We start from the raw sequence: 307 nt of genomic DNA on the forward strand, positions 1-307 counted from the left end.
CCCCGGAGAGGAACCTCGCCCGACCGGGCCCCGCTCCGGACGGGAGTACGGGCGGGTCCGGAGCGGGGGCGGGTTGGTGTCCCCGGGCAGCCGGTCCGTCGATGGAACTCCGTTGCAGTTCGGAGCCGGTGTCGATCTCCTGGGTCGCCTTGTCACCCAAGGAGGCCGTGGCGAGGGTGAGGGCGTGGGGGCTGGCGGCTGAGGTGTTAGTATACCGGTCGAAGTTGGCCGGGGTGATCTTCCAGCGCTGGGCGGTCTGGCCGTTGCAGGCACGCTGGACGATGGTGGAGCCGGCGGCTCCGGCGGC

The 307-nt window shown here is 72.0% G+C and carries 1 protein-coding gene; it reads right to left on the minus strand.

The features are described from left to right. Window positions 1–307, minus strand: a 307-nt coding sequence (locus PUR56_RS43600) for an RICIN domain-containing protein (protein ID WP_443034576.1), incomplete at both ends; no start/stop codon positions are given.

It is taken from the genome of Streptomyces sp. BE303, assembly GCF_036290945.1.
Taxonomy (GTDB): domain Bacteria; phylum Actinomycetota; class Actinomycetes; order Streptomycetales; family Streptomycetaceae; genus Kitasatospora.